Here is a 23,922-nt window from a genome sequence, read left to right on the forward strand (position 1 = left end):
CTGCGCGGAGCGCCTACCCTGGTGACATGACCAGCAGCGACCGGAGCCAGGCAGTGGGCGTCAAGACATACGAAGTACGCACCTACGGGTGTCAGATGAACGTCCACGACTCCGAGCGCCTGTCCGGTCTCCTGGAGGAGGCCGGCTACGTGCGCGCGCCCGAGGACGCCGGCGAGGGCGACGCCGACGTCGTCGTCTTCAACACCTGCGCCGTACGTGAGAACGCCGACAACCGCCTCTACGGCAACCTCGGCCGCCTCGCCCCCATGAAGGCGTCCCGGCCCGGCATGCAGATCGCAGTCGGTGGCTGTCTCGCGCAGAAGGACCGCGACACCATCGTCAAGAAGGCGCCCTGGGTGGACGTCGTCTTCGGCACGCACAACATCGGCAAGCTGCCGGTCCTGCTGGAGCGCGCCCGGATCCAGGACGAGGCGCAGGTCGAGATCGCCGAGTCCCTGGAGGCGTTCCCCTCCACCCTGCCCACCCGCCGCGAGAGCGCCTACGCCGCGTGGGTCTCGATCTCCGTCGGCTGCAACAACACCTGCACCTTCTGCATCGTCCCGGCGCTGCGCGGCAAGGAGAAGGACCGCCGTACCGGCGACATCCTCGCCGAGATCGAGGCGCTGGTCGGCGAGGGCGTCTCCGAGATCACGCTCCTCGGCCAGAACGTCAACGCGTACGGCTCCGACATCGGCGACCGTGAGGCGTTCAGCAAGCTGCTGCGGGCCTGCGGGACGATCGAGGGCCTGGAGCGCGTCCGGTTCACCTCGCCGCACCCCCGTGACTTCACCGACGACGTGATCGCCGCCATGGCCGAGACGCCGAACGTGATGCCGCAGCTGCACATGCCGCTCCAGTCCGGCTCGGACACCGTCCTCAAGGCGATGCGCCGCTCGTACCGGCAGGAGCGCTACCTGGGCATCATCGAGAAGGTCCGCGCCGCCATCCCGCACGCGGCGATCACCACCGACATCATCGTGGGCTTCCCCGGCGAGACCGAGGAGGACTTCGAGCAGACGCTGCACGTGGTGCGTGAGGCCCGCTTCGCACAGGCGTTCACCTTCCAGTACTCCAAGCGCCCCGGCACCCCCGCGGCCACCATGGAGGACCAGATCCCCAAGGCGGTCGTGCAGAAGCGCTACGAGCGTCTCGTCGCCCTCCAGGAGGAGATCTCCTGGGAGGAGAACAAGAAGCAGGTCGGGCGCACCCTGGAGCTGATGGTCGCCGAGGGCGAGGGCCGCAAGGACGGCGCCACCCGCCGGCTGTCCGGCCGTGCCCCCGACAACCGCCTCGTCCACTTCACCAAGCCGGACCAGGGGGTGCGCCCCGGTGACGTCGTGACCGTCGAGATCACGTACGCCGCCCCGCACCACCTCCTCGCCGAGGGCGCCGTCCTCGAGGTGCGCCGGACGCGCGCCGGTGACGCCTGGGAGAAGCGGAACGCCGCCCCCGAGGCCAAGCCGGCCGGGGTGCTGCTCGGGCTGCCGAGGATCGGCGTCCCGGAGCCTCTGCCGGTGGCGACGACGGGCGGCTGCGGAGGGCACTGACCCCAGCCCGCTGTCCGACGGTGGGGGAGCCCGCACGGGTCTCTCCCGGCCCGGCTGTGCGGTTCTTCGGCCCACCGCGTGCCTCTCGGGCCCCCGGCAGGCATCTCTGATCCGCCGCATGCCTCCCCGGTCCACTTCGTGCTTCGCGCAGACGTGGCGGTTACCCTGCGGATCATGCTTGTCGCCGCCGCTGTCTGTCCCTGTCCTCCGCTGATCGTGCCCGAGGTTGCCGCGGGGGCCGCGCCCGAGTTGGACCGTGCGCGGGAGGCCTGCGCGGACGCGCTCGGGGTGCTCGCGGCGGCCCGGCCCGGACGCCTGGTGGTCGTCGGGCCCGCCGACCGGGGCGGCCGGTACCCGCAGGGCGCCCGCGGATCGTTCCGCGGCTTCGGCGTGGATCTCGACGTCCGGCTCGGGCAGGGCGGGGCCGAGCGGGAGGCGCCGGAGGGTGCGCTGCCGGCGTCCCTCGCGGTGGCCGCCTGGCTGCTCGACCGCGCCGAGCGGTCCGTCCCCGTGGAAGCCGCGGCCGTGGCGGAACCGCTCGCCGCCGAGCCGTGCATCTCCCTCGGACGGGACATCGCCGGGGCGGCCGAGCGCGTGGCCCTGCTGGTGATGGGCGACGCCAGCGCCTGCCGGACCCTCAAGGCGCCCGGGTATCTGGACGAGCGCGCCGCCGGTTTCGACGCGGCGGTCGCCCGCGCCCTCGCCACGGTGGACATCGCCGCCCTGAAGGCACTGGACGCCGGGCTCGCCGGGGAACTGCTGGTCTCCGGCCGCGCCCCCTGGCAGGTGCTGGCCGGCGCCGCCGAGGAGGCGGACCTGAGCGGCAGCCTGCTGTACGACGACGCGCCCTACGGCGTGGGCTACCTCGTGGCGACCTGGTCGTGACACGGCGGACGGCCGGGAGCGAGGTGCTCCGCGGCCGTCCGTCGAGGTGAAGGTGGTCAGGAAGTCGGAGGCGGTGGTGGCGTGGCCCCGCCGGCCGGGGGCGGGGTGCCGCCGCCGTCTTCCTTGTGCGCGAGTCGGTCCATGGCGTGCTTCGCCTTGCCCGTGCCCGACTGGATCTTGTGGCTGTACTTGCCCTTGGTCTTCCTGTCGACCGCGTGTGCGGCCTTGTCGAGACCGTGGTGGATCCTGCCCTCGTGCTTCTGTGCGAGGTGCGAGACCTTCTCCTTGGCCGGGGAGAGTCTGGTTTTCATGCTGTGCAGAAGACCCATGGTTCACCTTCCCGCGCGGATCATCACTTGCGGGCGCCCTCGCTGGCCTCGTTGTCGGCGGCCTTCTCGGCGGTCTGCTGCTGGGGGATCTCGACGTCGTCCGCCGCGTCGACCACCTCCGCCACGGCGTCCTTCGCCTCGTCCTCGGTGTCGGCTTGCGGCTGGGCGGCCTCAGCAGATCCCTTCGCCTCGTCCGACTCTTCCGTCCCGGCCCCGGTGGTCGCCGCGGGGGTCGCCTCGACGGCCTCCTCCGAGCCCTTCGCCTTGCGACGGAACAGCGAAAAAACGCCCATATCAACCTCAATGCTACTCATGCGGACTAATTGCCGCGCCTTCCCGGAGCGTCCGATTGCGTCAACCGGGTCGCCGGCACTTGAAACCGGCGCTCAGAACACGCAACACGCAACGACCCCGCCCGCCTCGCGTCACGTAGCTCATTCGAGATGAGGCCCCGAGGTTTGCGAGACTGGGGAAGTGAGTAGCGCAGTTCCCGCACCTCGGGTCATCGCCGTCGTCGGCCCGACCGCGGCGGGCAAATCCGATCTGGGTGTCTTTCTGGCCCAGCGCCTCGGCGGCGAGGTCGTCAACGCCGATTCCATGCAGCTCTACCGGGGGATGGACATCGGCACCGCCAAGCTGACCCCCGAGGAGCGCGACGGAGTCCCGCACCATCTCCTGGACATCTGGGACGTCACGGTCGCCGCCAGCGTCGCCGAGTACCAGCGGCTCGCCAGGGCCCGCATGGACGCGCTCCTCGCCGAGGGGCGCTGGCCCATCCTGGTGGGCGGTTCCGGCCTGTACGTACGGGGCGCCGTCGACAACCTGGAGTTCCCCGGCACGGATCCCGAGGTCAGGGCCCGTCTGGAGGAGGAGCTGACCCTGCGCGGCTCCGGCGCCCTGCACGCCCGGCTCGCCGCCGCCGACCCCGGGGCCGCCCACGCCATCCTGCCCAGCAACGGCCGCCGTATCGTCCGGGCCCTCGAGGTGATCGAGCTCACCGGGAAGCCCTTCACCGCCAACCTGCCGGGCCACGACTCGGTCTACGACACCGTGCAGATCGGTGTCGACGTGGCCCGCCCCGAACTCGACGAGCGCATCGCGGCCCGCGTCGACCGCATGTGGGACGCCGGACTGGTCGACGAAGTGCGCGCACTGGAGGCGCAGGGGTTGCGCGAGGGGCGTACGGCGTCGCGGGCGCTCGGCTACCAGCAGGTCCTCGCGGCCCTCGCCGGACAGTGCACCATGGACGAGGCGCGTGCCGAGACGGTCCGTGCCACCAAGCGCTTCGCGCGCCGTCAGGATTCATGGTTCAGGCGCGACCCGCGGGTGCATTGGCTCAAGGGGGGTGTCGCGGACCGGGCGGAACTCCCGCAGCTCGCAGTGGCGTTGATCGAACGACCGGTCACAGCCTGATCACGTCATGGCATCGGGTCGCCCCGGCGGTCATCCCGGCCTCCGGGAGCGTGCCATCATCGAGCTTCGATCGACCAAGTGGAGTCCGAGTTGGGAGGGCGCGTGGCGATGGAGGCCGGCCCTCGCGACACCGCACAAGGCGCGGAGCACGGCACCGCGGACGACGCGGACCAGCTGGTTACCGAGGGGTACGCACTGGACCTCGACAGCGGTCCGCTGAGCCCCGACGGGCCGGACGACCAGGCTCCGGACGGCGTGACCGACGACGGACCGGAACCGGACGAGATGTCCGCACCGGAGGTCGAGGTCGAGCTGCGCCCCCAGCGCAGGCTCCGTCTGTGGCAGCTGGCGCCCATCGTGGGCCTCGGCGCGGTCGGCTCCCTGATGTTCGCCTTCCCCCTCGCCTTCGAGTTCGGCGACGGCGGCGCCGTGGTCGCCATGCTCGGTCTGCTGATCTGCTCCACCGCCGGCGGCTGGGGCATGATGGCCGCACGCCGCGTGGGTTACACGTGGCCAGGCCTGCCCGCGCGGGGCTCCGGACGCCGCCCGGACTGGCGGGTCGTCCTCGGGTACGCCCTGGTGCTCGCCGCCGTGGTCGTCCTGGCCGTCTGGCGCGTGGCCCGGCTGCGCTAGTAGGGCCCGCAGGCCGACGGACGGGCGCCCCCGGAGCCGGTGACCGGCGGGGAGGCCCCCTCCACCCCGTACGATCGAGGAATGAGCACGCGGATCGCCTTCCTCAAGGGGCACGGGACCGAGAACGACTTCGTGATCGTCCCCGACCCCGAGAACCTCATCGACCTCACTCCCGCCGCCGTCGCCGCGCTGTGCGACCGCCGCGCGGGCATCGGGGGCGACGGCGTGCTGCACGTCGTACGGTCGGCCGCGCACCCGGAGGCCGCGGGGCTGGCCGCCGAGGCCGAGTGGTTCATGGACTACCGCAACGGCGACGGATCGATCGCCGAGATGTGCGGGAACGGCGTGCGGGTCTTCGCCCGCTACCTCCAGCACGCCGGTCACGTCACCGAGGGCGACCTCGCCGTCGCCACACGCGGGGGCGTCAAGAGCGTCCACATCGCCAAGGACGGCGACGTCACCGTCGGCATGGGCACGGCACGCCTCCCCGAGGGGGACGTCACCGTGAGCGTCGGCGACCGCAGCTGGCCCGCGCGCAACGTGAACATGGGCAACCCGCACGCCGTGGCCTTCGTCGACGACCTCTCCGACGCCGGCGACCTGTACGCCCCGCCCCCGTTCAGCCCGGCCGCCGCCTACCCGGACGGGGTCAACGTCGAGTTCGTCGTCGACCGGGGCCCGCGCCATGTGGCGATGCGCGTCCATGAGCGCGGCTCCGGCGAGACCCGGTCGTGCGGCACGGGCGCGTGCGCCGTCGCCGTCGCCACGGCCCGCCGCGACGGCGCCGACCCGGCCGTCACCGGCGCCCCCGCCACGTACACGGTCGACGTGCCCGGCGGGACCCTGGTCATCACCGAACGGCCCGACGGGGAGATCGAGATGACCGGCCCCGCCGTGATCGTCGCCGAAGGCGAGCTCGACGCCAACTGGCTCGAAAACGCCGCGCGTTGAGTCATGTGAGGCTCGACACAGTGGTATGAGGGTCCCGGATGCCGCTGGTGTGCGAGCCGAACCCCTGCTGAGAGGTGCGAATCCCAGGCAGGGCCGGGGTCGCGTGGCTCGAAACCGCAAACGCCGGACCCTTCGCTCTAATGGGTGATCCGTTTCACGCTCGCCGAGAGGCGGTCAGGTGGGCGTGATGGGCTCGGTAGCATCAAGCACCGGCACGGACGGGGGAACGACACGATCCCTGAGCCGCCGCACGCCATGGGGCACCCGTCCGCCGGTCCACGCAGCCGGAGGTGCCCATGAGCGCGGAGGCCACGAACCCCGCCGTATCGCCCGCCCCTGCGCCGCCCGCAGCGCACCGCAGGAAGGGCCGGCCTCGTATCGACCTGCGCCGTCTGGGCCGTGCCGCACTGCTGGGGCCGGCCACCCGTGACCGGTTGCCCGACGCCATCAGCCATGTCGCCGAGGCCCACCGCGCCCACCACCCCGACGCCGACCTGGAACCGCTGCGCCGGGCGTACGTCCTCGCCGAGTCCTCGCACCGCGGCCAGATGCGCAAGAGCGGCGAGCCGTACATCACCCACCCGCTCGCCGTGACCCTGATCCTCGCCGAACTCGGCGCGGAGACGACGACCCTGACGGCCTCTCTGCTGCACGACACCGTCGAGGACACGGACGTGACGCTCGATCAGGTGCGCGAGCAGTTCGGCGAGGAGGTGCGCTACCTCGTCGACGGCGTGACCAAGTTGGAGAAGGTCGACTACGGCGCCGCCGCCGAGTCCGAGACCTTCCGCAAGATGCTCGTCGCCACCGGCAACGACGTCCGTGTGATGTCGATCAAACTCGCCGACCGGCTGCACAACATGCGCACCCTCGGCGTGATGCGCCCCGAGAAGCAGGAACGCATCGCCAAGGTCACCCGGGACGTGCTGATCCCGCTCGCCGAACGCCTCGGCGTCCAGGCACTCAAGACCGAACTGGAGGACCTCGTCTTCGCGATCCTCCACCCCGAGGAGTACGCCCACACCCGTGAACTGATCGCGGACAACGACGCCCGGGAGAGCGACCCGCTCGCCGAGATCGCCGAAGAGGTGCGCGGGGTGCTGCGTGAGGCCGGCATCCAGGCCGAAGTCCTCATCCGGCCCCGCCACTTCGTCTCCCTGCACCGGGTCTCGCGAAAACGCGGCCAGCTGCGCGGCACCGACTTCGGACGGCTCCTCGTCCTCGTCAACGAGGACGCCGACTGCTACGCCGTCCTCGGCGAACTGCACACCTGTCTCACCCCGGTGGTCTCGGAGTTCAAGGACTTCATCGCCGTACCGAAGTTCAACCTGTACCAGTCGCTGCACACGGCCGTCGCCCGCGGCGACGGGCAGGTCGCCGAAGTGCTCATCCGCACCCACCAGATGCACAAGGTCGCCGAGGCCGGAGTCGTCGCGCTCGGCAACCCCTACGCCGCCCCCGCCGAGGACCAGACCGACGGCGAGCGGGCCGACGGCGACGGCGAGCGCGTCGACCCCACCCGTCCCGGCTGGCTCTCCCGCCTCCTCGACTGGCAGCAGGCCGCGCCCGACGCCGACATGTTCTGGTCCACCCTGCGCGAGGACCTCGCCCAGGACCGCGAGATCACCGTCTTCCGGCCCGACGGCGGCACCCTGGGCCTCCCCGAGGGCGCCAGTTGCGTGGACGCCGCCTACGCCCAGTACGGCGAGGACGCGCACGCCTGCATCGGCGCCCGCGTCAACGGCCGTCTGGCGACACTCAGCACGGTCCTGAGGGACGGCGACACCGTCCAGCTCCTCATGGGCCAGGACCCCGCCTCCGAGCCCTCCAGGGAGTGGCTGGAGCACGCCCACACCCCCGCCGCGCGCATCGCCATCCAGCGCTGGCTCGCCACCCACCCCTCGTCCGCCGCAGACGAGCCGGACGCCCTCGACGCCGAACGCAAGGAAGGGGCGCCGGCCCCCCGCCCCGCCCACGACGAACCCGCCGCGCCCTCGGACACCGCGAACGCCGTGGTCGTCGCCGACCAGCCCGACGCCAACGTCCGCCTCGCCGGCTGCTGCACCCCCGTACCGCCCGACGAGGTCACCGGCTTCGCCGTCCGCGGGGGAGTGGTGACCGTGCACCGGGTCGAGTGCGCCGCCGTGACACGCATGAAGGGCCTCGGGCGCGCGGAGATCGCCGTGCACTGGGGGGACACCACCGAGTTCCGGGTCACCCTCGTCGCCGAGTCGTTCCAGCGCCCCCACCTCCTCGCCGACCTCACCGAGGCCATCGCGCTGGAGGGCGTCGCCATCGTCTCCGCCACCGTCGAACCCCCGACCCAGCAGCGCGTCCGGCACACGTACACGGTGCAGCTCCCGGACGCCGCCCTCCTCCCGAACCTGATGCGCGCCATGCGCGACGTGGCGGGCGTCTACGACGTGGCGCGGCCCCAGCACCAGGCGGCCGCCCAGTAGCCACCGGCGTGCCGGGCGGCTCGGCGGACCGCCGGGCCGCTCGTTCGGGTGGGACGGCTGCGCGTCGGCGGCGCGGACAGGCGGCGCGCTGGTAGCGGTGGTCCATGCCGCTCACCCCACGCCTCAGGGCCCGCCGTACCAAGGCGCTGCTCACCTCCGCCGTCTCCGTCTGCCTGATCGCCGCGAGCGCCCCCTCGCCCGCCGTCCCGCTCGGCGTCGGTGACCGTCTCTTCCCGCACCTCGGCAACCCCGGCTACGACGTGCAGTCGTACGACCTCGCCTTCACCTACCCCGGCGACAACCTCAAGCCCCTGACGGCCGTCACCACGATCGACGCCCTCACGACCTCCTCCCTGGACCTGGTCAACCTCGACTTCACCCACGGCAAGGTCAGCTCCGTCGAGGTCGACGGGACGCCCGCCACCTTCACCACCGCGGGCGAGGACCTGGTGATCACGCCCCGGCAGCCGCTCCCCGCGGGCAGCCGGACACGCATCACCGTGCGGCACACCAGTGACCCCGTGTACGCCGAGGGCGAGGAGGGCGGCTGGGTGCGGACCGCCGACGGACTCGCCATGGCCAACCAGGCCGACGCCGCCCACGTCGTGTTCCCCTGCAACGACCACCCCTCCGACAAGGCCCTGTTCACCGTCCGCGTCACCGTGCCCGACGGCTACACGGCCGTCTCCAACGGGCTGGACACCGGGACGCGCCGCGACCCCGGCACCACCACCTGGACGTACCGCACCGAACACCCCATGGCCACCGAACTGGCCCAGGTGTCCATCGGCCGCTCCGCCGTCGTACGCCGCTCGGGACCGGACGGTCTGCCCGTCCGCGACGTGGTCCCCGCCAAGGACCGCGAGCGTCTCGAACCGTGGCTCGCGAAGACCCCGGCCCAGATCGAGTGGATGGAGGGCAAGATCGGCCGCTACCCGTTCGAGACGTACGGGGTCCTCATCGCCGAGGCCCAGACCGGTTTCGAGCTGGAGACGCAGACCCTCTCCCTCTTCGAGAGGGCGCTGTTCGTCGGCACCGAGTACCCGAAGTGGTACACCGAGTCGGTCATGGTGCACGAACTGGCCCACCAGTGGTTCGGCAACAGCGTCAGCCCCCGCGCCTGGTCCGACCTGTGGCTCAACGAGGGGCACGCCACCTGGTACGAGGCCCTCTACGCCGAGGAGACGGCCGGCCGACCCATGGAGGCCCGTATGAAAGCCGCCTACAGCGCCTCCGACCGCTGGCGGGCCGCAGGGGGGCCGCCGGCGGCGCCCAAGGTGCCCGAGGACGACCACAAGATCGGCATCTTCCGGCCGAACGTCTACGACGGGGCCGCACTCGTCCTGTACGCCCTGCGCGAGGAGATCGGCCGCCCCGCCTTCGAACGGCTCCAGCGCGCCTGGGTCGCCGTCCACCGCGACGGCGTCGCCTCCACCGCCGACTTCCAGGAGCTCGCGACCCAGATCGCCGGACGCGACCTGGACGCCTTCTTCCAGGGCTGGCTCTACAGCGAGCGGACCCCTCCCATGCCGGGGCACCGCGACTGGAAGGCGGCCCCCGCCGAGGCTTCGGCGAAGGGGTAGAAGGGAAAATAACCCGCGTGACGAGACGAGGCGTGCCGTGCGACCATCTTCGAGTCGGCGGCGCGGCCCACTCCCGGTCAGCCGTGGACCGGCCCCCAGGGGCTGGTCCGGGGTCGGCCGAGGCCGCATCCGGGAATCTCCGGGCAGGCCCGGGCGTTGTCGCCATGGACGGATCGAGATCCGTCACCCCTTCGGTACCCCCATCGACGTAAGGATCCAATGACCTCCTCTTCATCCCCTTCCCAGGCCGCACAGCGCGCCTTCGCGCAGAACAACCCCGAGGGTCTTCGGGCCGATGCCCTGATGGAAGAGGACGTCGCCTGGAGCTTCGAGATCGACGGCGAGCGGGACGGCGACCAGTTCGACCGCTCCGAGCGTGCGGCACTGCGCCGCGTCGCGGGCCTGTCCACCGAGCTCGAGGACGTCACCGAGGTCGAGTACCGCCAGCTCCGCCTGGAGCGGGTCGTGCTCGTCGGTGTCTGGACCACGGGAACCTCGCAGGACGCGGAGAACTCCCTGGCCGAGCTGGCCGCCCTCGCGGAGACGGCGGGCGCGCTCGTGCTCGACGGTGTGATCCAGCGCCGCGACAAGCCGGACGCGGCCACCTACATCGGTTCCGGCAAGGCCGGCGAGCTGCGGGACATCGTCCTCGAATCGGGTGCCGACACTGTCATCTGCGACGGTGAGCTGAGCCCGGGGCAGCTCATCCACCTCGAAGACGTCGTCAAGGTCAAGGTCATCGACCGTACGGCCCTGATCCTCGACATCTTCGCCCAGCACGCCAAGTCCCGAGAGGGCAAGGCCCAGGTCGCGCTCGCGCAGATGCAGTACATGCTGCCGCGACTGCGCGGCTGGGGTCAGTCGCTGTCCCGGCAGATGGGCGGCGGCAAGGGCGGCGGCCTCGCCACCCGTGGTCCCGGTGAGACCAAGATCGAGACGGACCGGCGACGGATCCGCGAGAAGATGGCGAAGATGCGCCGGGAGATCGCGGACATGAAGACCGGCCGCGAGATCAAGCGCCAGGAGCGCAGGCGGAACAAGGTCCCGTCGGTCGCCATCGCCGGTTACACCAACGCGGGCAAGTCCTCCCTGCTCAACCGGCTCACCGGCGCGGGCGTCCTGGTGGAGAACGCCCTGTTCGCGACCCTCGACCCGACCGTGCGCCGGGCCGAGACCCCGAGCGGGCGGCTGTACACGCTGGCGGACACCGTCGGCTTCGTACGGCATCTGCCGCACCACCTCGTCGAGGCGTTCCGCTCCACGATGGAGGAGGTCGGCGACTCCGACCTGATCCTCCACGTGGTCGACGGTTCGCACCCGGCGCCGGAGGAGCAGCTGGCCGCCGTGCGCGAGGTCATCCGCGACGTGGGCGCGACGAACGTCCCCGAGATCGTGGTGATCAACAAGGCGGACGCGGCCGACCCGCTGACGTTGCAGCGCCTGCTGCGGATCGAGAAGCGCTCCATCGCGGTCTCGGCCCGCTCCGGCCAGGGCATCGAGGAACTGCTCGCCCTGATCGACAACGAACTGCCTCGCCCGTCGGTCGAGATCGAGGCGCTCGTGCCGTACACGCACGGCAAGCTCGTCGCCCGCGCCCACACCGAGGGCGAGGTGATCTCCGAGGAGCACACCCCGGAGGGCACCCTGCTCAAGGCCCGGGTGCACGAGGAACTGGCGGCGGACCTGGCACCGTACGTACCGGCGCCGACGGCCTGACCCGTCACGCCAGGAAGGCCCGCCCCTCGGCCGAGGGGCGGGCCTTCGACGATCGTTCACCGGGGGCCTGCGGACATCGCTCACTGATCGCCGTACGACATGCTCAGGTCGTCGTACAGTGCCTTGGCGCCCTTGCCCAGTCGGGGTCCGGCCAGCCAGGTGTTGTCGGCCGGGCCGATCGACGTGTTCGAGACGAGCCGGGGCGCGCCGTCGACCATCCGGAACCAGCCGCCGCCCGACGAACCGCCCGTCATCGTGCAGCCGATGCGGTACATCGTCGGCAGCGACGCGTCGAGGGAGAGCCGCCCGGGCCTGTCGATGCAACGGAACATGGTCAGGCCGTTGTACGGCGGTGCCGCCGGGTAGCCCCAGGCGCCGAGCGAGTCGATCCCGGCCGCGGCGGGCGCCGAGAAGTCCACGTCCAGGGCCGAACCGACGGTCTCCTCCAGCGACTTGGAGCCCGCCTCCGGCTTCACATGCAGGACCGCGTAGTCGTACGCCGCGCCGGCGCCGCCCTCCTGGGAGCCGCCCGCGATCCACTCGTCCGAGGTCGCGGCCCAGTCCGCCCACCACTGGCCGAACGGGGCGACCTCCTCCGCGGGGGCACCCGCGGCCAGCTCCTCCTCGGACCTGCCGAAGTCGTTGTAGGCCGGGACGAAGACGATGTTGCGGTACCAGCCGCCGCCGCTGCCCGCGTGCACACAGTGGCCGGCCGTCCACACCAGGTTCGACCTCCCCGGACGGTTGTCGTCCGAGACGACCGTGCCCGAACAGACCATCACGCCTTCGGGCGAGTCGAAGAAGATCTTGCCGACTGGACCGGCGTTCACGTGGTACGGCGTCTTCTCGGGCGTGGCCTCGACCGGTGCCGGAGGCGGGTCACTGACGCCCTGGTCGACGGAGGCGTCCTGCGAGGTGACCGTCTTCGCCGGGTCCTCGGCCTCGCGCATCCGCTCCGCGTCCCACAGGTCCTCGATCACCGGGTTGAAGAACTCCTCGGCCTCACCGAGCCACTGTTCCTCGTCCCAGTCCTTCCAGCCGCCGTCCTGCCAGTCGTCGACATCGACGCCGTGCTCCTCGAGCCTGTCGGCGATGACATCGGGGACCCCGTCGCCGTCCCTGTCGGCGGTGCGGGACGCGGCGACGTCGGGTTTGTCGCTCGTCCCCTGGTCGGCCGAGCCGCAGGCGGTCGCCGTCAGCGCGAGCACCGCGATCACTGCGGTGGCGGCGAGGAGGGGCTGCCGCCGATATGAGAAGCGCATGGTTCTCGACCCCCGTCGGAACTGCTCCTTGTGTCACGCCCACTATGCGGGGGCGCTGGGGGACGCACGCAGGGCGCGCGGCCGATATTTCCGCGCGCCTCCTCCACAACACGTCGGCGGCTGCCTTCCGACAGCCGCCGAACCGTCGTCGCACACGGCCGTCACCGCGTGCCCGACATCACCGCTGGGCGAACTTCATCACCGCTGGGCGAACTTCTCGCTCACCGCGTCGTAGATGCCCTGGGCCTCCTTGCCCAGCCGCGGGCCGGCCAGCCATCCCGCGCTCACGGGGCCGATGGAGGTGTTGGACACCAGCGCCGGCTTGCCGTCGGAGCCGGTCGCCACCCAGCCGCCGCCCGACGAACCGCCGGTCATGGTGCAGCCGATGCGGTACATCGTCGGGTCGGACTCGACGAGCGAGAGCCGCCCCGGCTTGTCCGTGCACTGGTACATCGCCTCGCCGTCGTACGGGGCGCCCGCCGGGTAGCCCGTCGCGGTGATGCTGTCCACCTGCGGCACGGCCGGCGCGTCGAAGTCCACCGGCAGCGCCGAACCGACCGTCTCCTCCAGGGACTTGCCGCCGTTGCCCTCCTCCGGCGTCACATGGATGACCGCGAAGTCGTACGGCGCTCCGTCGCCGCCCTTCTGGCCGCCCTGCTCGATCCACTGGTCCGAGGTCTGCGCCCAGTCACCCCACCACATGCCGTACGGGGCGACCTGGTCCTTGGTGGCCGTCCGCATCTGTGCCGCCGACAGACCGCTGTCGTTGTAGGAGGGGACGAAGGCGATGTTGCGGTACCAGCCGCCCGACTTGCCGGCGTGCACACAGTGCCCGGCCGTCCACACGAGGTTGGACCTGCCCGGGTTGGCCGGGTCCTTCACCACCGTCGCCGAGCAGACCATCGTGCCCTCGGGCGCGTCGAAGAAGACCTTGCCCGCCGCCGGCGCGTTCGTGTGGTACTTCGTCGACACCGCCTCCGCCTGCACGGCCTGCGGGGTCGGGTCGGTGACGCCCTGGTCGCCGGTGAGGTCGCTCTCGTCGACCTCCTTCTCCGGCTCCTCGGCGTCCCGCATCCGGTCCGGGTCCCACAGGTCCTTGATGATCGGGTTGACGTAGTCCTCGGCCTCGCGCAGCCAGTCGTCCTTGTCCCAGTTCTTCCAGGCCCCGCCCCGCCACTTGTCGAGGTCGATCCCGTGCTCCTTGAGCTTCTCCTTGATGTTGTCCGGGATCCGGATCTTGCCGTCGCCGCCGTTGTCCTGGGCGGACGACGACGCCTCGGCGTTCGCCGTGGTGTCCCCCGAGCCGCAGGCGGTGGCGGTGAGCGACAGGACCGTGGCGAGACCGACCGCTGCCAGGACGGGGGAGGTTCTGCGGCGCGCGCTCCTTCCACGACGAGCGGCGAAGAGCGGGCGTATGGGTCGCATGGTCTGAACTCCCCTGGGGCGTTGAAGAACTCTGTGCTGCCGAGGCGGTGCGCGTACGGCCCTGCCGCACGCCCGCCGCCTCTTCGTACGGCTCCGACACGACTCGCGCTCGGTCCCACGTCTGCTTCTTCGTACGTGGTCGCCGTACGCGCGGCTTGGTACGGATCCGCCGAGCCGGGCGTCCCTCCGGAACGGCACCACACACTATGCGGTCCCTGTGGGGGACATCCGATGGAACGGCAACGGTTCCGTCACGGCAAGGATCTTCGCCTCACCCGCTTCCGAGTGCGTGCCGCGTCGTTGGTACGGGCGGGGACCCGCCGGTGCTCGGTGACCCCTGCCAACTCGCCTCTGAGCAGCGGGAGGAAGTGTAGTCGTGGCGGTGACCGAGTCTGCGGTGGCACCTGTGGGGAGCGGGTCCGAGGGGGCGCGCGCGGGACACGAGGACGAACGGGCGCCCGCGCGGCGGGAGTACGAGGGGGCGCCCTCGGCGCACGAGGGGATTCTGCGGCGGCAGGCGGCGCGCGAGTCGGCGGCGCGCACCTATGCGCGTGCGCTGCCGATCGTGCCGGTGCGGGCACGAGGGCTGACCATCGAGGGCGCGGACGGCCGCCGCTATCTCGACTGCCTGTCCGGCGCCGGCACCCTCGCTCTCGGGCACAACCACCCGGTCGTCCTCGAAGCGATCCGCAAGGTCCTCGACTCCGGCGCCCCGCTGCACGTCCTCGATCTGGCCACCCCCGTCAAGGACGCCTTCACCACCGAACTGTTCCGCACCCTCCCTCCCGGCCTCGCGGACCGTGCCCGCGTGCAGTTCTGCGGGCCCGCCGGCACGGACGCGGTGGAGGCCGCCTTCAAGCTGGTGCGGGCCGCGACCGGCCGCACCGGGATGCTCGCCTTCACCGGGGCCTACCACGGCATGACCGCCGGGGCGCTCGAAGCGTCCGGGGGCGCCGGTGACGTACGGGTCGCCCGACTGCCGTTTCCCCAGGACTACCGCTGCCCGTTCGGCGTCGGCGGCGAACGCGGCGCCGAACTCGCCGCACGCTGGACGGAGTCCGTCCTCGACGACGCCAAGTCCGGTGTCCCGTCGCCCGCCGGGATGATCCTCGAACCCGTCCAGGGCGAGGGCGGTGTCATCCCGGCGCCGGACGGCTGGCTCCGTCGGATGCGCGAGATCACGGCCGCGCGGTCCATCCCGCTGATCGCCGACGAGGTCCAGACGGGTGTGGGGCGCACGGGGCGCTTCTGGGCGGTCGAACACAGCGGGGTCGTCCCCGACGTCATGGTCCTTTCCAAGGCCATCGGCGGCAGCCTCCCCCTGGCCGTCGTGGTCTACCGCGACGACCTCGACGTGTGGCAGCCCGGCGCCCACGCGGGCACCTTCCGCGGCAACCAGCTCGCCATGGCCGCAGGAACCGCCACCCTCGCCCACGTCCGGCAGAACGGCCTCGCCGAGCGCGCCGAGACCCTGGGCGCCCGGATGCTCGCCCACCTCGGCCGCCTCACCGAGGAGTTCGCCTGCGTCGGCGACGTACGGGGGCGTGGGCTCATGATCGGCATCGAGTTGGTCAACCCCGAGGCGGCCCTGCCCCCCGGCGCCACCGGCCCACACCCTCCCGCCCCGTCCATCGCCACCGCGGTCCAGCGCGAGTGCCTCCGCCGCGGTCTGATCGTCGAACTGGGCGGCCGCCACGCGGGCGTCGTACGTCTCCTCCCTCCGCTGACACTCACCGACGAACAGGCCGACGCCGTACTCGACCGCCTCACCGACGCGATCGCCTCCGTGGCCACCGCCGCGGCGCGAGGGCCGGGAGCGGTACGGCACGAGGCCGCGGTGAACCCGGGGCTCGCGCCCGGCGGCTGAGCGCGGGGTGACCGCACCGGCCGGTGCGGGCGGCTCGGACAGCCGGTCCGTGCGGTCACCCCCACGGCACCCCACCAGTCCGCTCAGCAGCCGGCCCGCCCAGACCCCGAGGACGTCCCGCCCCGGCCTCGTCCCCGCCACGCGCTCACCCCTCACCGATCCGCACCAGCCTCCCCCCGCACGACCGCGGGACCACCCCGCCCGGACCACCGCAACCGCCTCGCGCGGACCACCGCACGACCACCCCGCACGACCGCCTCGCGCGGGACCACCGCACGACCGCTCCCGCCCGGACCACCACATCCAGGAACTCCCTTGACCGCGACCCCCGCCTCCGAAGGCCGCACCGACGCGTCCGAGGACGATGCCCCCGCCCCACGGGCGCCCCTTGCCCCAGCCGAGCCTGAGGCCGCCGTGCCGGCAGACACATCCTCCCGACACCGGGCCACCGGCCACGAGCCCCACCCCACCGCCGAACTCCTCGACCACCCCGACCCGAACATCGCGGCCCAGGCCGCGGCCGTCGAGAACCTGCTGCGCTGCTGGGTACGCGAGCACGACCTCACCCGCGACGACGAAGCCACCCTCCGCATCCCCCTCCCCGCCACCGGTACGGCCCTCCTCGTCCCCATCCACTACTGGTCCCCGACCGGCTGGCACCGCTTCGGCTTCCCCCGCCTCGCCGACGCCCCCGAGACGGCACCGCCCGCCGACGCGGTGACGGTGGCGGCGTTGCTGTCCAGAGAGGCGGCGGCAGGGGCGGACACGGCCGCGACGGGTGCGCTCGACGCGATGGTCGTCGACGGCTTGCCCGCGGCCGTGGTGCGGACCGCCGCGACACGCCCCCCGGTGCCGTCGGCTGCCGATCAGTTGGCCTGGGGTGGTCACGCGCCACCCCAGGGCCGGCCCGCACCGCACGGTCAAGCGGGACTGCACGACCAAGCGTCCCCGCACAGCCAGTCCGCCCCGCACGCCCAACCGGCCCCACTCGGCCAACCGGCCCCACTCGGCCAACCGGCCCCACATGACCAGTCGGTTTCCTTCGGCCAGTCGACCCCGCTCGACTCACTCGACCTCGTCGGTCGGGTCGCCGACTCCGTCCGGCGCGTCGCCGGCTTCATCGCCGAACGTCGGGTCCAGCCGGGTGACGCGCCGGATCTGTTCCTCGCCGCTGAGCAGGCCCTCGTCCTGGGACACCCGCTGCACCCCACCCCGAAGAGTCGGGTAGGGCTGTCCGAGGCGGAGGCGCAGCTCTACTCACCCGAGTCGCGTGGCTCCTTCCGCTTGCACTGGCTGGCTGTCGCACCCTCCGTTCTGTCGACCGACTCGGCGTGGACGGAGCGCGGCCGAGTCGTTCCGGCCGAGCAGTTGACCGCACGACTGGCCGGCCCCGGCCTACCACTGCCCGACGGCTACGCCGCCCTGCCCGTCCACCCCTGGCAACTGCGCGAGGTCCGACACCGCCCGACCGTCGCCGCCCTCCTGGACGCCGGACTGCTGCTCGACCTCGGCCCCCACGGCTCCCCGTGGCACCCCACCTCCTCCGTCCGTACCGTGCACCGCACCGCCGCCCCCGCGATGCTGAAGCTGTCGCTGGGGCTGCGGATCACCAACTCCCGTCGGGAGAACCTCCGCAAGGAACTCCACCGGGGCGTAGAGGTCCACCGCCTGCTGCGCACCGGTCTGGCCATGGAGTGGCAGGCCGTCCATCCGGGGTTCGACATCGTCCGCGACCCGGCCTGGCTGGCGGTCACCGGGCCGGGCGGCGACCCTGTGCCCGGCCTGGACGTGGTGATCCGGCACAACCCGTTCGGCCCGGCGGACGACGCGTGCTGTGTGGCCGGGCTCGTATCACCGAGGCCGTACAGGGACCGAGCGCCGGCGGGCGGGCCACTGGCTGAGGGGCCGTTCGCGGACGAACCGCACCCGCATGGCGAGCACCAGGCACCCCGCATCCCCGGGCAGCGAGCCTCCCTCCCCGGGTGGGCGCCCCATCACCACGCGGACCCGCAGGCGCCCGGCCATGCCGACCGTCTTCCGGAAGGGCCCGTCATGCGGTCCCGGCTCGCCGAGGCCGTCACCCGGCTCGCCGGGAGCACCAGGCGCCCCCGAGGCGCCGTCGCCGCCGAGTGGTTCCTGCGCTACCTGGAGCAAGTCGTGCGGCCCGTGCTGTGGCTGGACAGCGAGGCCGGGATCGCCCTCGAAGCCCACCAGCAGAACACCGTCCTCCTGCTGGACCCCGACGGCTGGCCCAGGGGCGGGCGATACCGCGACAACCAGGGCTACTACTTCCGCGAGTCCCGCCGCGCGGACCTCGACGCCCGACTGCCCGGCATCGGCGAGAACAGCGACACCTTCGTCTCCGACGAGGTCACCGACGAACGGTTCGCCTACTACCTCGGCATCAACAACGTGCTCGGTCTCATCGGTGCGTTCGGCTCGCAGGGCCTCGCCGACGAGCGACTGCTGCTCGCCGCCTTCCGCCGCTTCCTCACCGATGTCGCCACCGGCCCCGCCCGGCTGGCCACCCCCCTGCCGGCCCTGCTGCTCGACTCACCCGTCCTGCGCTGCAAGGCCAACCTGCTGACCCGGCTGAACGGCCTCGACGAACTCGTCGGCCCGGTCGACACCCAGTCCGTCTACGTCACCATCGCCAACCCCCTCCACCGCTGACCCGATCACCGTCGACTCCCTTCACGCCCCGAGGAACATGACCCACCCCATCCCCTGAGAGGAGCGTCGCGTGCCTCCCACCGATGCGAGCACCACATCCGGCACCGACACGGGCACCACCCGGGCCCCGAGCAACGAGGACACACTCGAACTGCGCCTGCCCGACGACCTGGCCGCGTTCCTCGCGGAGGACACCGACCCGGACGGTGGGGGAACCGACCCGGGCGGGGCGGCACTGTCGGGCACAGGGGAACTGCTGGATCACCTCGCCGCCTGGAGACCCGCGGTCACCCCGGTAGGAACGCTGCGCCTCCTCCCCGTCCGCCTCGAACGGGACCTCCCGCTGATCACCCGATGGATGAACGACTCCGCCGTGGCCTCGTCCTGGAAACTCGCCGGACCCGAGGAGGTGACCGCGAACCACCTCCGGGCCCAGCTCGACGGGGACGGCCGCAGTGTGCCCTGCCTCGGTGTGCTGGACGGCACCCCGATGAGCTACTGGGAGATCTACCGGGCGGACCTCGACCCCATCGCCCGCCACTACCCGGCCCGCCCCCACGACACAGGCGTCCACCTCCTCATCGGTCCGGTGGCCGACCGGGGGAGAGGTCTCGGCTCCGCCCTGCTCCGCGCCGTCGCCGATCTCGTCCTGGACAACCGTCCTTCCTGCGCCCGCGTCGTCGCGGAACCCGACCTTCGCAACTTCCCCTCCGTCTCCGCTTTCCTCACCGCCGGTTTCCGGTTCTCCGCGGAGGTCGACCTGCCCGACAAACGGGCCGCCCTCATGATCCGGGACCGGCTGCTGCGCGATCTGATGTAGATCCGATGTGCACCTGCTGTGACGCCGTCATTCCTGGTACACCGCCCGGCCCGATCCGGTTCCCGATCGGGTCGGACGACATGCCGCGCACGCCGACCGGCGCCCGCTTCCCTCCCTCTCCCCACCGAAGAGAACCCTCGTGATCCCGCGCCCCGCCCTCCGTCCCGATCTCCGTCCCGCCCCACCCGTCCCCACCCTCGCCCCTCTCTCCACCCCCGCCTCCTCCGCCGTGATCACCCGTTTGTCAGTGCCGCGCCGTAGGGTGGTCGCGCTATGACGAAGCCCTCACTCCACGAACTCCTGCACGCCGCCGTCACCGCCGTCGGCGGCATGGAGCGCCCCGGCCAGGTGACCATGGCCGAAGCCGTCGCGGAGGCGATCGACGACGGCTCCCATCTGCTGGTCCAGGCGGGCACCGGCACCGGTAAGTCGCTGGGCTACCTGGTGCCAGCCCTGGCGCAGGGGGAGCGCGTCGTCGTGGCCACGGCGACCCTGGCCCTACAGCGGCAGCTCGTGGAGCGGGACCTGCCGAGAACGGTCGACGCGTTGCATCCGCTGCTGCGCCGCCGCCCCGAGTTCGCGATGCTCAAGGGCCGGTCGAACTACCTGTGTCTGCACCGCCTCAACGAGGGCGTGCCCCAGGACGAGGAGGACGGCCTCTTCGACCAGTTCGAGGCGGCCGCCCCCTCCAGCAAACTGGGCCAGGACCTGCTACGGCTGCGGGACTGGTCGCAGGAGACCGAGACCGGCGACCGGGACGACCTCACCCCCGGTGTCTCCGACCGCGCCTGGTCCCAGGTGTCCGTGTCGTCGCGGGAGTGCCTGGGTGCCTCGAAGTGTGCGTACGGCGCCGAGTGCTTCGCCGAGATGGCCCGGGAGCGCGCCAAGCTCGCCGAGGTCGTCGTCACCAACCACGCCCTGCTCGCGATCGACGCCATCGAGGGCGCCCCGGTGCTCCCGCAGCACGAGGTGCTGATCGTCGACGAGGCCCACGAACTGGTCTCGCGGGTGACCGGCGTGGCCACCGGCGAGCTGACCCCGGGGCAGGTCAACCGCGCGGTGAAGCGAGCGGCGAAACTCGTCAACGAGAAGGCCGCCGACCAGCTCCAGACCGCCGCCGAGGGCTTCGAACGGCTGATGGAGCTGGCGCTGCCCGGGCGCCTGGAGGAGATCCCCGAGGACCTGGCGTACGCCCTGATGGCGCTGCGCGACGCCGCCCGCACGGTGATCACCGCGATCGGCACCACCCGCGACAAGTCCGTCCAGGACGAGGACGCCGTCCGCAAGCAGGCCCTGGCCGCCGTGGAGAACGTGCACGAGGTCGCGGAGCGCATCAGCAACGGCTCCGAGTGGGACGTCGTCTGGTACGAGCGGCACGACCGCTTCGGCGCCTCCCTGCGCGTGGCCCCCATGTCCGTGTCGGGCCTCCTCAGGGAGAAGCTCTTCGCGGACCGTTCCGTCACCCTGACCTCGGCCACCCTGAAGCTGGGTGGCGACTTCAACGGCGTGGGGGCGTCCCTGGGGCTGGCGCCCGAGGGCACCGAGGGGGACGACGTCCCACAGTGGAAGGGCGTCGACGTCGGCTCGCCGTTCGACTACCCGAAGCAGGGCATCCTCTACGTCGCCAAGCATCTGTCGCGGCCCGCGCGGGACGGTGACCGGGCGGACATGCTGGACGAGCTCACGGAGCTGATCCAGGCGGCCGGCGGCCGGACACTCGGCCTGTTCTCGTCGATGCGGGCGGCCCAACTGGCGGCGGAGGACCTCCGGGTCCGCATCCCGGAGTTCCCGATCCTCCTCCAGGGCGAGGAGACACTGGGCGAGCTGATCAAGGGCTTCGCGGCCGACCCGAAGACCTGTCTGTTCGGCACGCTCTCGCTCTGGCAGGGCGTCGACGTGCCGGGCCCCAGCTGCCAGCTGGTCGTCATGGACAAGATCCCGTTCCCGCGTCCCGACGATCCGTTGATGAGCGCCCGCCAGAAGGCCGTAGAGGAAGCGGGCGGCAACGGCTTCATGGCGGTGGCGGCCACCCACGCCGCCCTGCTGATGGCCCAGGGCGCCGGCCGCCTCGTGCGGGCCCAGGGCGACCGGGGTGTCGTCGCCGTCCTCGACCAGAGGCTGGCCACAGCGCGGTACGGCAGCTACCTGAAGGCATCGCTGCCCGACTTCTGGTACACGACGGACCGTAACCAGGTGCGGAAGTCGCTCGCCGCGATCGACCAGGCGGCGAAGGCCCTGGAAGAGGCGAAGGCCCTGGAAGAGGCCTAGGAAAAGCCGGTGGCCCGCCCCCCGACAGGGGACGGGCCACCGGGCACAGAAAGCCCAGGACCCCGGAACCGGCGCAGTGGGTTCCGGGGCCCGGATCAGGGGCGCGGACCGGCACGGGAGGCCGTCCGTCGTGAGGGGTCAGACGCGGCGCAGGACCGCCACCACCTTGCCGAGGATGGTCGCGTCGTCACCCGGGATGGGCTCATAGGCGGCGTTGTGCGGCAGCAGCCACACATGGCCGTCCTCGCGCTTGAAGCGCTTGACCGTGGCTTCGCCGTCCAGCATGGCGGCCACGATGTCGCCGTTCTCGGCGACCGGCTGGCGCCGGACCGTCACCCAGTCGCCGTCACAGATCGCGGCCTCGATCATGGAGTCACCCACGACCTTCAGGACGAACAGCTCGCCGTCACCGACCAGCTGGCGCGGAAGCGGGAACACGTCCTCCACCGACTCCTCCGCCAGGATCGGGCCACCGGCCGCGATCCGGCCGACGAGCGGCACATATGACGCGGCGGGCTTGCCGGCGGTGTCGGTCGGCTGCGCCGCCGCCTGGTCGGACCCGCGGACCTCGTAGGCACGAGGGCGGTGCGGGTCGCGGCGCAGGAAGCCCTTGCGCTCCAGGGCCATCAGCTGGTGCGCCACGGAAGACGTGCTCGACAGGCCGACCGCCTGACCGATCTCCCGCATCGACGGCGGGTATCCGCGCCGCTGCACGGAGTCCCTGATGACCTCGATCACCCTGCGCTGCCGGTCGGTCAGTCCGGAGCTGTCCGCCCTGATGCCTGGAGGTCGGCCGGGCAGGGCCCGCTTGGGCCCCTCATGGTTCGGAACTTCGTTCATCGCGTGCACCGGCTCGAGTCGGCCCTGGGAGCGGTCCTGGGCAGTGATGGTGGCGCTGTCTGCGGTCGTGGTCACGTCGGCCCCTCTCGATGGTCTCCCGTGCAGCACAACGGTAGTTGCTTTCGAAAGGTTGCGCCAAACACACGTTCGAGTGAAAAACCGTGGATTACCTGACGTGACCATGTGTGCAGGTGTATGGCTCGGCTGCTCCGGGCGGACAAAACCGCTGATTGCTGTACTCTTCACCGCCGGGGCGGGGGCTTCGTGGGCCGCTGTCGCCGCGCGGCACAGTCTGCCACTCCCCCCTTCTTTCGTCGGGTACCGGTACCCGGCTTTCTCCGGTTCTCCTCGCGGTCCGGTCCGTTCCGGTGTGTTCGGGTCCGTTCCGCGACGGCGCGGATGCGCTCCGCGACGACTCCTCCGTCCGGCGCTCGCCGGTACGGGTGCGACACGCGCGTCGTGTGGGGATTTACCTGCCAGGCCCTACATCTAGTGCTTGGATTGCGGTAACAGCCCAGAAGTTGTGGTCCCCCCGGTCTGAGGGCTCATGGTCATCCCCTATGCTTGGGGCTGCTTCCGCGGGGTCCAAGAGGCTCGTGGGGCTATTGAGTCGTGCTGTGAGGAGGGTTGGAGTTATGCACTGTCCCTTCTGCAGGCACCCCGACAGCCGTGTCGTCGACAGTCGTACGACGGACGACGGCACGTCGATCCGCAGGCGCCGCCAGTGTCCGGACTGCTCCCGTCGTTTCACGACGGTGGAGACGTGCTCGCTGATGGTGGTCAAGAGGTCCGGTGTGACCGAACCCTTCAGTCGTACCAAGGTCATCAACGGCGTCCGCAAGGCATGCCAGGGACGGCCTGTCACCGAGGACGCGCTCGCCCAGCTCGGCCAACGGGTCGAGGAGGCGGTGCGCGCCACCGGCAGCGCCGAACTGACCACCCACGACGTGGGTCTGGCCATACTCGGTCCGCTGCAGGAACTCGACCTCGTCGCCTACTTGCGGTTCGCCTCGGTCTACCGGGCGTTCGACTCGCTGGAGGACTTCGAGGCCGCCATCGCGGAACTCAGGGAAGAGCAGGGGAAGCGCCCCGACGCGGACGACGACGGCGTCGGCAACGCGGTCGAGGGGTGCCAGGGGAACGACCGCGGGTCCGGAGGGGCTGCTCAAGTCCCCGTGCCCGCCAACGCCGCCGACTGAGGGCGGGCCGCACCTCCGGACCGCCAGGACCGGGTGATCGGCGGCGATCGAG

Annotated in this window: 18 protein-coding genes; 13 read left to right on the plus strand and 5 right to left on the minus strand. The window is 71.8% G+C overall.

Going from position 1 to position 23,922, the window contains the following annotated elements; genetic code table 11:
* Positions 1–26 precede the first annotated feature (26 nt).
* Both miaB and SMA5143A_RS00180 read left to right on the plus strand, forming a co-directional pair.
* Positions 27–1,547: a tRNA (N6-isopentenyl adenosine(37)-C2)-methylthiotransferase MiaB gene (gene miaB / locus SMA5143A_RS00175; protein ID WP_107460771.1), complete on the plus strand. Its 1,521-nt coding sequence runs from the start codon at positions 27–29 to the stop codon at positions 1,545–1,547.
* A 174-nt stretch (positions 1,548–1,721) separates the two neighbouring features.
* Positions 1,722–2,432 (plus strand): class III extradiol dioxygenase subunit B-like domain-containing protein, encoded by a 711-nt coding sequence (locus tag SMA5143A_RS00180; RefSeq protein WP_107460772.1) that lies wholly within the window; start codon positions 1,722–1,724, stop codon positions 2,430–2,432.
* A 56-nt stretch (positions 2,433–2,488) separates the two neighbouring features.
* Here SMA5143A_RS00180 and SMA5143A_RS00185 read toward each other — a convergent pair whose 3' ends face one another.
* The gene (locus SMA5143A_RS00185) at positions 2,489–2,761 is read right to left on the minus strand and encodes an antitoxin (protein ID WP_107460773.1); all 273 of its coding nucleotides are present in this window, start codon (positions 2,759–2,761) and stop codon (positions 2,489–2,491) included.
* A gap of 23 nt (positions 2,762–2,784) precedes the next feature.
* Entirely contained in the window at positions 2,785–3,075 is a 291-nt protein-coding gene (locus SMA5143A_RS00190; RefSeq protein ID WP_258193180.1) for a hypothetical protein, read from the minus strand.
* Positions 3,076–3,235: 160 nt separating this feature from the next.
* Between SMA5143A_RS00190 and miaA the strand changes: the two genes are divergently transcribed.
* The 6 genes from miaA to hflX all read left to right on the plus strand — a co-directional run bounded on the left by miaA (position 3,236) and on the right by hflX (position 11,516).
* On the plus strand, positions 3,236–4,174 hold the full coding sequence (gene miaA / locus SMA5143A_RS00195; RefSeq protein WP_107460775.1) for a tRNA (adenosine(37)-N6)-dimethylallyltransferase MiaA: 939 nt from the start codon (positions 3,236–3,238) through the stop codon (positions 4,172–4,174).
* 102 nt (positions 4,175–4,276) lie between these two features.
* Positions 4,277–4,807: a hypothetical protein gene (locus tag SMA5143A_RS00200; protein WP_079049787.1), complete on the plus strand. Its 531-nt coding sequence runs from the start codon at positions 4,277–4,279 to the stop codon at positions 4,805–4,807.
* A gap of 81 nt (positions 4,808–4,888) precedes the next feature.
* Positions 4,889–5,758 (plus strand): diaminopimelate epimerase, encoded by an 870-nt coding sequence (gene dapF, locus SMA5143A_RS00205; protein WP_099968145.1) that lies wholly within the window; start codon positions 4,889–4,891, stop codon positions 5,756–5,758.
* A 296-nt stretch (positions 5,759–6,054) separates the two neighbouring features.
* Complete coding sequence (locus SMA5143A_RS00215; protein ID WP_181361656.1) at positions 6,055–8,217, plus strand: RelA/SpoT family protein; 2,163 nt, start codon at positions 6,055–6,057, stop codon at positions 8,215–8,217.
* 104 nt (positions 8,218–8,321) lie between these two features.
* Positions 8,322–9,800: a M1 family metallopeptidase gene (locus SMA5143A_RS00220; protein WP_107460776.1), complete on the plus strand. Its 1,479-nt coding sequence runs from the start codon at positions 8,322–8,324 to the stop codon at positions 9,798–9,800.
* A 219-nt stretch (positions 9,801–10,019) separates the two neighbouring features.
* Positions 10,020–11,516 (plus strand): GTPase HflX, encoded by a 1,497-nt coding sequence (hflX, locus tag SMA5143A_RS00225; protein ID WP_107460777.1) that lies wholly within the window; start codon positions 10,020–10,022, stop codon positions 11,514–11,516.
* Between the two features lie 80 nt (positions 11,517–11,596).
* Here hflX and SMA5143A_RS00230 read toward each other — a convergent pair whose 3' ends face one another.
* The gene (locus SMA5143A_RS00230) at positions 11,597–12,778 is read right to left on the minus strand and encodes a trypsin-like serine peptidase (RefSeq protein ID WP_107460778.1); all 1,182 of its coding nucleotides are present in this window, start codon (positions 12,776–12,778) and stop codon (positions 11,597–11,599) included.
* A 198-nt stretch (positions 12,779–12,976) separates the two neighbouring features.
* The gene (locus tag SMA5143A_RS00235) at positions 12,977–14,203 is read right to left on the minus strand and encodes a trypsin-like serine peptidase (RefSeq protein WP_181361657.1); all 1,227 of its coding nucleotides are present in this window, start codon (positions 14,201–14,203) and stop codon (positions 12,977–12,979) included.
* A gap of 376 nt (positions 14,204–14,579) precedes the next feature.
* On the opposite strand from SMA5143A_RS00235, the gene SMA5143A_RS00240 reads away from it, so the two are divergent.
* From SMA5143A_RS00240 to SMA5143A_RS00260, 4 genes are all read left to right on the plus strand, one after another.
* Positions 14,580–16,070 carry a diaminobutyrate--2-oxoglutarate transaminase family protein gene (locus SMA5143A_RS00240; RefSeq protein WP_107460779.1) on the plus strand — a complete coding sequence of 497 codons (1,491 nt, stop codon included), beginning with the start codon at positions 14,580–14,582 and terminating at the stop codon, positions 16,068–16,070.
* A gap of 531 nt (positions 16,071–16,601) precedes the next feature.
* Entirely contained in the window at positions 16,602–18,743 is a 2,142-nt protein-coding gene (locus SMA5143A_RS00245) for an IucA/IucC family protein (RefSeq protein ID WP_375136440.1), read from the plus strand.
* A 70-nt stretch (positions 18,744–18,813) separates the two neighbouring features.
* The gene (locus SMA5143A_RS00250) at positions 18,814–19,563 is read left to right on the plus strand and encodes a GNAT family N-acetyltransferase (RefSeq protein ID WP_107460780.1); all 750 of its coding nucleotides are present in this window, start codon (positions 18,814–18,816) and stop codon (positions 19,561–19,563) included.
* 273 nt (positions 19,564–19,836) lie between these two features.
* A complete protein-coding gene (locus SMA5143A_RS00260) occupies positions 19,837–21,831 on the plus strand; it encodes an ATP-dependent DNA helicase (RefSeq protein ID WP_107460781.1) in 1,995 nt (664 codons plus the stop codon).
* Positions 21,832–21,969: 138 nt separating this feature from the next.
* On the opposite strand, the gene lexA is transcribed toward SMA5143A_RS00260, so the two are convergent.
* Positions 21,970–22,746, minus strand: coding sequence for a transcriptional repressor LexA (gene lexA, locus SMA5143A_RS00265; protein ID WP_055512494.1), 777 nt, complete (start codon positions 22,744–22,746; stop codon positions 21,970–21,972).
* A gap of 560 nt (positions 22,747–23,306) precedes the next feature.
* Here lexA and nrdR point away from each other — a divergent pair.
* Positions 23,307–23,870, plus strand: coding sequence for a transcriptional regulator NrdR (gene nrdR / locus SMA5143A_RS00270; RefSeq protein ID WP_107460782.1), 564 nt, complete (start codon positions 23,307–23,309; stop codon positions 23,868–23,870).
* Positions 23,871–23,922 lie beyond the last annotated feature (52 nt).

The organism is Streptomyces sp. MA5143a, from assembly GCF_900290235.1.
GTDB lineage: Bacteria > Actinomycetota > Actinomycetes > Streptomycetales > Streptomycetaceae > Streptomyces.

Bases quoted from the DNA above. Each gene is read 5' to 3' on its own strand.
- miaB (WP_107460771.1), top strand. From the start codon at position 27: ATGACCAGCAGCGACCGGAGCCAGGCAGTGGGCGTCAAGACATACGAA.
- SMA5143A_RS00180 (WP_107460772.1), top strand. From the start codon at position 1,722: ATGCTTGTCGCCGCCGCTGTCTGTCCCTGTCCTCCGCTGATCGTGCCC.
- SMA5143A_RS00185 (WP_107460773.1), bottom strand. From the start codon at position 2,761: ATGGGTCTTCTGCACAGCATGAAAACCAGACTCTCCCCGGCCAAGGAG.
- SMA5143A_RS00190 (WP_258193180.1), bottom strand. From the start codon at position 3,075: ATGAGTAGCATTGAGGTTGATATGGGCGTTTTTTCGCTGTTCCGTCGC.
- dapF (WP_099968145.1), top strand. From the start codon at position 4,889: ATGAGCACGCGGATCGCCTTCCTCAAGGGGCACGGGACCGAGAACGAC.
- SMA5143A_RS00215 (WP_181361656.1), top strand. From the start codon at position 6,055: ATGAGCGCGGAGGCCACGAACCCCGCCGTATCGCCCGCCCCTGCGCCG.
- SMA5143A_RS00220 (WP_107460776.1), top strand. From the start codon at position 8,322: ATGCCGCTCACCCCACGCCTCAGGGCCCGCCGTACCAAGGCGCTGCTC.
- hflX (WP_107460777.1), top strand. From the start codon at position 10,020: ATGACCTCCTCTTCATCCCCTTCCCAGGCCGCACAGCGCGCCTTCGCG.
- SMA5143A_RS00230 (WP_107460778.1), bottom strand. From the start codon at position 12,778: ATGCGCTTCTCATATCGGCGGCAGCCCCTCCTCGCCGCCACCGCAGTG.
- SMA5143A_RS00235 (WP_181361657.1), bottom strand. From the start codon at position 14,203: ATGCGACCCATACGCCCGCTCTTCGCCGCTCGTCGTGGAAGGAGCGCG.
- SMA5143A_RS00260 (WP_107460781.1), top strand. From the start codon at position 19,837: ATGACGAAGCCCTCACTCCACGAACTCCTGCACGCCGCCGTCACCGCC.
- nrdR (WP_107460782.1), top strand. From the start codon at position 23,307: ATGCACTGTCCCTTCTGCAGGCACCCCGACAGCCGTGTCGTCGACAGT.